The 6,000-nt window shown below is 70.7% G+C and carries 6 protein-coding genes; 5 read left to right on the top strand and 1 reads right to left on the bottom strand.

Annotated features, from left to right (window positions below; translation table 11 throughout):
• Positions 1-671: YebC/PmpR family DNA-binding transcriptional regulator (locus tag ABNT58_RS01825; protein WP_348751809.1), on the bottom strand; the 671-nt coding region annotated here is incomplete at its 3' end.
• A gap of 178 nt (positions 672-849) precedes the next feature.
• Between ABNT58_RS01825 and ABNT58_RS01820 the strand changes: the two genes are divergently transcribed.
• The 5 genes from ABNT58_RS01820 to ABNT58_RS01800 all read left to right on the top strand — a co-directional run.
• A complete protein-coding gene (locus ABNT58_RS01820) occupies positions 850-1,974 on the top strand; it encodes a hypothetical protein (RefSeq protein WP_348751808.1) in 1,125 nt (374 codons plus the stop codon).
• A 54-nt stretch (positions 1,975-2,028) separates the two neighbouring features.
• Positions 2,029-3,594 carry a helicase HerA-like domain-containing protein gene (locus tag ABNT58_RS01815; RefSeq protein WP_348751807.1) on the top strand — a complete coding sequence of 522 codons (1,566 nt, stop codon included), beginning with the start codon at positions 2,029-2,031 and terminating at the stop codon, positions 3,592-3,594.
• A 226-nt stretch (positions 3,595-3,820) separates the two neighbouring features.
• Positions 3,821-4,927, top strand: coding sequence for a dienelactone hydrolase (locus tag ABNT58_RS01810; RefSeq protein WP_348751806.1), 1,107 nt, complete (start codon positions 3,821-3,823; stop codon positions 4,925-4,927).
• Between the two features lie 145 nt (positions 4,928-5,072).
• Positions 5,073-5,495: a DUF2306 domain-containing protein gene (locus tag ABNT58_RS01805; RefSeq protein ID WP_348751805.1), complete on the top strand. Its 423-nt coding sequence runs from the start codon at positions 5,073-5,075 to the stop codon at positions 5,493-5,495.
• 14 nt (positions 5,496-5,509) lie between these two features.
• Positions 5,510-6,000 (top strand): hypothetical protein (locus tag ABNT58_RS01800; RefSeq protein ID WP_348751804.1); only part of this gene is annotated, 491 nt, incomplete at its 3' end.

Below are 6,000 nucleotides of genomic sequence, written 5' to 3'. Positions count from 1 at the left end.
ATGACGTCGAGCAGCTTCTGCATGCGCTGGGCGTCTTCGCCGGCCATCTCGATGGTGTTTTCGGCGCGCATCGTCACTTCGGCGATCTCGGCCTTCAGGCCGGCCGCTTCCAGCGCGTTCTTGACCGCTTCGAACTCGGTGGGCGGCGTCAGCACCTCGATCGAGCCGTCGTCGCCGGCGACCACGTCGTCGGCGCCGGACTCCAGCGCCACTTCCATCACCTTGTCTTCGTCGGTGCCGGGCGCGAACACCAACTGGCCGCAGTGCTTGAACTGAAAGGCCACCGAACCTTCGGTGCCCAGGTTGCCGCCGTACTTGCTGAAGGCGTGGCGCACTTCGGCCACCGTGCGCACCCGGTTGTCGGTCATGCAGTCGACGATGATGGCTGCGCCGCCGATGCCGTAGCCCTCATAGCGGATTTCCTCGTAGTGAACGCCTTCGAGGTTGCCGGTGGCCTTGTCGATGTTGCGCTTGACGGTGTCGGCCGGCATGTTGGCCGCCTTGGCCTTGTCCCCCGCCAGCCGCAGCCGCGGGTTGGCATTGGGGTCGCCGCCGCCCTGGCGCGCCGCCACCATGATCTCGCGGATCACCCGGGTCCAGACCTTGCCGCGCTTTTCGTCCTGGCGGCCCTTGCGGTGCTGGATGTTGGCCCATTTGGAATGTCCGGCCATGAATCTCTTTCTCGTCGCGGCGCCCAGGCCGAAAAACCTCGGAAGGCGCAGGTGGTTTGGATATGCTCGCGCCGGATTTTAGCGGTGCCCCCTGCCCCACCTGCAGCAGTACCGTGGGGTGAGGGCGCCGGCCCGGTACGGGCGCCAGCATGCGCGGCCCTGCCGCGAACCGCAGAAGATGAACGACCGTCTGAATGCCACCCTGGCCTACATCCGCAGCAGCGAGCCCCTGTGCGCCTACGAAAGCCGGCACCAGAGCTCCTCTTTCGAGCGGGGTCAGCAGAGTGCCATCAACAAGCACTACGCCCGCATGATCGAGGACAAGATCCTCACCCTGGGCCTGTCGCGCAAGGATCTGGACGGCGCGCTGTCGCTGAGCGAATCCTTCAAGAACAGCGACGAGCGACAGGAGCAGCGGCAGGTGATGCGGGCGACGATGTTGGCCGAGTTCACCGTGCGCGGCCGTCCGCTGAGCGACGCGCCGGAGCTGCGCAAGCGCTACCTGGCGATGAAGGACACCGAGGCGTTGCGGCGTGCGTTCCGCTCGATGTTCCCCAGCATCCTGTCGGTGCAGGGCCGCACCGCCTGGATGCCCACCAACTTCACCAACCCGAACACGCTGCCGCCCTTCCACGCGTTCGACAAGCTCAAGCCCCCGGTGCTGATCACCCGCGACGGCCGCAAGGCGCAGTACCGCTTCAGCATCACCTCGCTGCCCAACGACGAGCGGGCGGTGCCCACGCTGGAAGACTTCGACAAGACGATCTACAAGTGGAGCGCGGTGTCCACCTCGGTCATCGCCCACGACAACGCGGTGATCTATGGCAACGCCGGGCTCATCCTGCAGTGCCACCCGATGGGCATCCTGACGGCCAGCGGCGGCGACCAGAACTTCGAGAACCACACCGGCACCACCACCAACACACGCGCCGCGCCGCACACCGGCAACAAGCCGCTGGACGACGGCCGGCTGGCCGAGGAGGTGCACCGCAAGTTCTTCGAGACCAACCACCTGTTCGACAGCCAGCCGATGCGCCTGATGTCGCCCGAGCAGGTGCTGGCACACACCAACCTGGAAGAAGCCAAGAAAAAGAAGATCACCGGCTGGAACGAGGTGGTGCAGGCCGGGCCGCTGCTCAAGGTCAAGGGCCTGTTCCTGCGCATCAAGCCGGATGGCTCGCCGCTGACCAAGATGAACGGCGACCTGGCCCTGCCTGAAGGCGTGTACAAGGCCATGCGCGCCTGCTCCAGGCGCCTGGGCCTGCCCATCGTGGGCCTGGTGGACAGCCGCGACGCGGGCTGAAAACGGCGCCCACCGCGGCTTAGACTGCGGCCGGTTTCCCCCGGAGAGCGCCCCATGCCCGAACCCCTTCTCATCGCCCGCCACGGCCCCGTGGAATGCCAGCTGCTGCCGGGCCTGGCCAACCGGCACGGCCTGATCACCGGCGCCACCGGCACCGGCAAGACCATCACCTTGCAGGCCATGGCCGAGGGCTTCAGCCGCATCGGCGTGCCGGTGTTCATGGCCGACGTCAAGGGCGACCTGACCGGCATCAGCCAGGCCGGCAGCGTCAGCCCCAAGCTGGCCGCGGTGCTGGCCGAGCGCGGGCTGGAGGCACCCGCGCCCGTCGCCTGCCCCACCACGCTGTGGGACGTGTTCGGCCAGCAGGGCCACCCGGTGCGCGCCACCGTCAGCGACATGGGGCCGCTGCTGCTGGCCCGCATGCTGGCGCTGAACGAAACGCAGGCCGGCGTGCTCAACCTGGTGTTCAAGATCGCCGACGACCAGGGCCTGCTGCTGCTGGACCTGAAAGATCTGCGCGCCATGCTGCAGCACGTGGGCGAAAACGCCAGCCAGTTCACCACCACCTACGGCAACGTCAGCGCGGCCAGCATCGGCGCCATCCAGCGCGGCCTGCTGCAGATCGAGCAGCAGGGCGGCGACCAGTTTTTCGGCGAGCCCATGCTGGACATCGCCGACTTCATGCAAACGGTGATGTCTGCCACCACAGGGGCCGCAGGCAACCAAGGGGTGATCAACATCCTGGCCGCCGACAAGCTGATGAACGCGCCGCGGCTGTACGCCACCTTCCTGCTGTGGATGTTGAGCGAGCTGTTCGAGCAGCTGCCCGAGATCGGCGACCCTGAAAAACCCAAGCTGGTGTTCTTCTTCGACGAGGCGCACCTGCTGTTCAAGGACGCGCCCGCCGCGCTGGTCGAGCGCATCGAGCTGGTGGTGCGCCTGGTGCGTTCCAAGGGCGTGGGCGTGTACTTCGTGACGCAGAACCCGCTGGACGTGCCCGACACCGTGCTGGCCCAGCTGGGCAACCGGGTGCAGCATGCGCTGCGCGCCTTCACGCCGCGCGACCAGAAGGCCGTCAAGAGCGCGGCCAGCACGATGCGCGCCAACCCGAAGCTGGACATCGAGGCCGCCATCACCGAGCTGGCGGTGGGTGAGGCGCTGATCAGCTTCCTCGATGACAAGGGCCGGCCCAGCATCACCGAGCGCGTGTTCGTGCTGCCGCCGGGCAGCCAGATCGGGCCGATCACGCCCGAGCAGCGGCAGGCGCTGATCGCCGGCTCCTTGGTGGCCGGCGTGTACGAGAAGGTGGTGGACCGCGAATCGGCCTACGAAAAGCTCAAGGGCCGCGGCGTGGCCAGCGCCGAAGCCGGCGACCGGCTGACCGAAGCCGTGCAGCAAGGCGGCGGCGCCGCGGCCGAAGCCGCGGGCGGCGGGCTGATGGATGGGCTGAAGGATCTGGTGTTCGGCAGCACCGGCCCGCGCGGCGGCCGCAAGCCCGGCCTGATCGACGCCGCTGCCAGCTCGGCGGTGCGGCAGATCGGCTCGGCCGTCGGCCGCGAGCTGGTGCGCGGCGTGCTGGGCTCGCTGCTGGGCGGCGGGGCGACGAAGCGGCGGCGCTGAGCCGCGGCGCACCGCAGCGGGCAGCGAGGGCACCCAGGCGGCACTTGGGCGTCACCGGAGCGGCACCTGCGCGGCACACAAGCAGCGCGGCCAGCAGCGCGGGACCGCCCCGCTGGCGCCTGCTGATCGGCATCTCGCGCCCGGCGCCTGCAGCCCGTCGCGCCGCGCTGGCCGGCACGGCCGGCGGTCGCCACAGTGGCCCCATCGCCACTGCCGCTCCACCGCCATGTCCCACCTCTTGCGCACCCCGCTGCTGGCCGTCAGCGCCGCCCTCGCGCTGGCCGCCCCCATGACGCCGGCCGCCGCCCAGGTCGGCCGCACCGTGCTCACCCTGGCCGGCGGCCCGGTGGCCCTGAGCTACCCCACCGACGCGCCGATGCAAACCCTGCGCTACGGCCCGTTCGAGATCCAGGCCGCGCCCGATGCGCCGCTGCGCCCCGCCGCCGCCCCGCGCCGGCTGGTGGTTTTGTCGCACGGCACCGCCGGCAGCGCCCTGCCCGACCAGGCCCTGGCCAGCGCGCTGGCCGAAGCCGGCTTTGTCGTGGCCCAGCCGCTGCATGCCGGCGACAACTACCAGGATGCGTCGCAGGCCGGCCCGGTGGCCTTCCGCCAGCGGCCGCTAGAGGTGCTGCGGCTGATCGACGCGCTAGCGGCCGACCCCGCCTGGGGCCCGCGCCTGGCGCTGGACCGCGTGGGCGTGCACGGCATGTCGGCCGGCGGCGTCACCGGCCTGTCGCTGGCCGGCGCCCAGTGGCGCACGCTGTCGCTGGTGCAGCACTGCCAGCAGCATCTGCAAGCGGACCGGGGCTTCTGCTTCAACGGCGCGCTGACGGCCGAGCAGCAGGCGGCCCGCCAAGCCAGCTTCGACCGCGCCCGCGACGTGCCCGAGGCCTACCTGCCGCCCGAACTGACGCGCTGGGAAGGCGGCCGCACCCCACAGGCCGGTCAGCCGGATGCCGACCCGCGGCCCGACCCCCGCATCGCCGTGGTCACGCTGGCGGTGCCGGTGGCGGCGATCTTCTCGGCCGAGAGCCTGGCGCGCATCCGCATTCCGGTGGGCGTGCTGGGCGCGGAGCGCGACGAGGTGCTGGCGCCCGACTTCCACAGCCACCATGTGCTGCGGCACTGCGGCAGCTGCACCTCGTTGGGTGAGCTGAAGGGCGGCGGCCACTTCGACGCGCTGTGGCCCTGGCCGCCCGAAGTGGCCGCCCCGGTGGCGGCGCAACAGGTGCGCGGCGGTCTGCCGGTGCCGGGGTTCGATGCCGCCCAGCGCGTGGAAGCGCAGGCCCGCATCGTCGACTTCCATCGCCGCGCACTGCAGCCGCAGCCGTGACGCCACCCCGCGGCGCCTGCAGTTCGCGCCGCGCCACCCGCAGTTCGCGCCCAGCGCCGCCCCACCGTCGCAAGCCGCTGGCCCGCCGCCGCCGGCCGGCCGACGATGCCACCCATCGACAGCTCCCCCGCCCCCGGAGATTCCCATGACCACCGCCGCCAGCCTCAGTGCCCTGCCCGTATCCATCCAGCTGCACATCGCCGCCGCCGTCGGCGCCCTGCTGCTGGGCCCGGTGGCCCTGTGGTCGCGCAAGGGCTCCCCCGTGCACCGCAGCGCCGGCTATGTATGGGTGGGCCTGATGCTCACCGCCGCCGTCACCAGCCTCTTCATCCGCGACTTCCGGCTGCCCAACCTGGCCGGCTACACGCCCATCCACCTGGTGACGGTGTTCACCTTCGCCGGCCTGGCCGCCGGCGTCACGGCGGCGGTGCAGCGGCGCATCGGCGTGCACCAGCGGGCCATGCGCCGCACCTACCTTGGCGGCTGCCTGATCGCCGGCGCCTTCGCGCTGATGCCCAGCCGCTTCCTGGGCCACTGGCTGTGGACGCAGACCCTGGGCTGGGCATGACCACAATGCAACCCATGCCCGCCCTGCCCGCCGCACGCTTCTACACGCCGAACCGGCTGCTGACGATCCTGGTCTTCAACCAGCTGTTCTGCACCGTCATCGGCGTGGCCTTGTGGCTGGCCGGCTCACCCGGGCTGTTGCTCAACATCGGGGTGTCGATGCTGATCGGCAACTCGGTGTGGCTGCTGGTGGATGGCGGCCGCTGGCTGCTGGGCAGCACGCTGATGCGCTGGACCGGCCAGGGCCTGCCCTGGCCCGGCTACCGCTGGATGCTGCCCGTCATCGGCTTGGGCGTGATCGGTGGCTATGAGCTGGGCCGCCAGCTGTCCCGGTTGCTGCTGGAGGTGCACCTGGCGCCGATGTTCAGCCGCGGCAGCACGCTGGTGATCACCGCGGTGGCCGGTCTCACCGCCACCGTGTTCTGGCACGCCACCGCGATGCTGCAGAAGCACCGCGCCGAAGCCGAATCCGCCCGCCGCCTGGCCGCCGAAACCCAGCTGCAGCT

The sequence above is a fragment of the uncultured Aquincola sp. genome (assembly GCF_964001545.1).
In the GTDB taxonomy this organism is placed as follows: Bacteria; Pseudomonadota; Gammaproteobacteria; order Burkholderiales; family Burkholderiaceae_C; genus Aquincola.
This window is presented reverse-complemented; position numbering and strand designations above follow the sequence as displayed.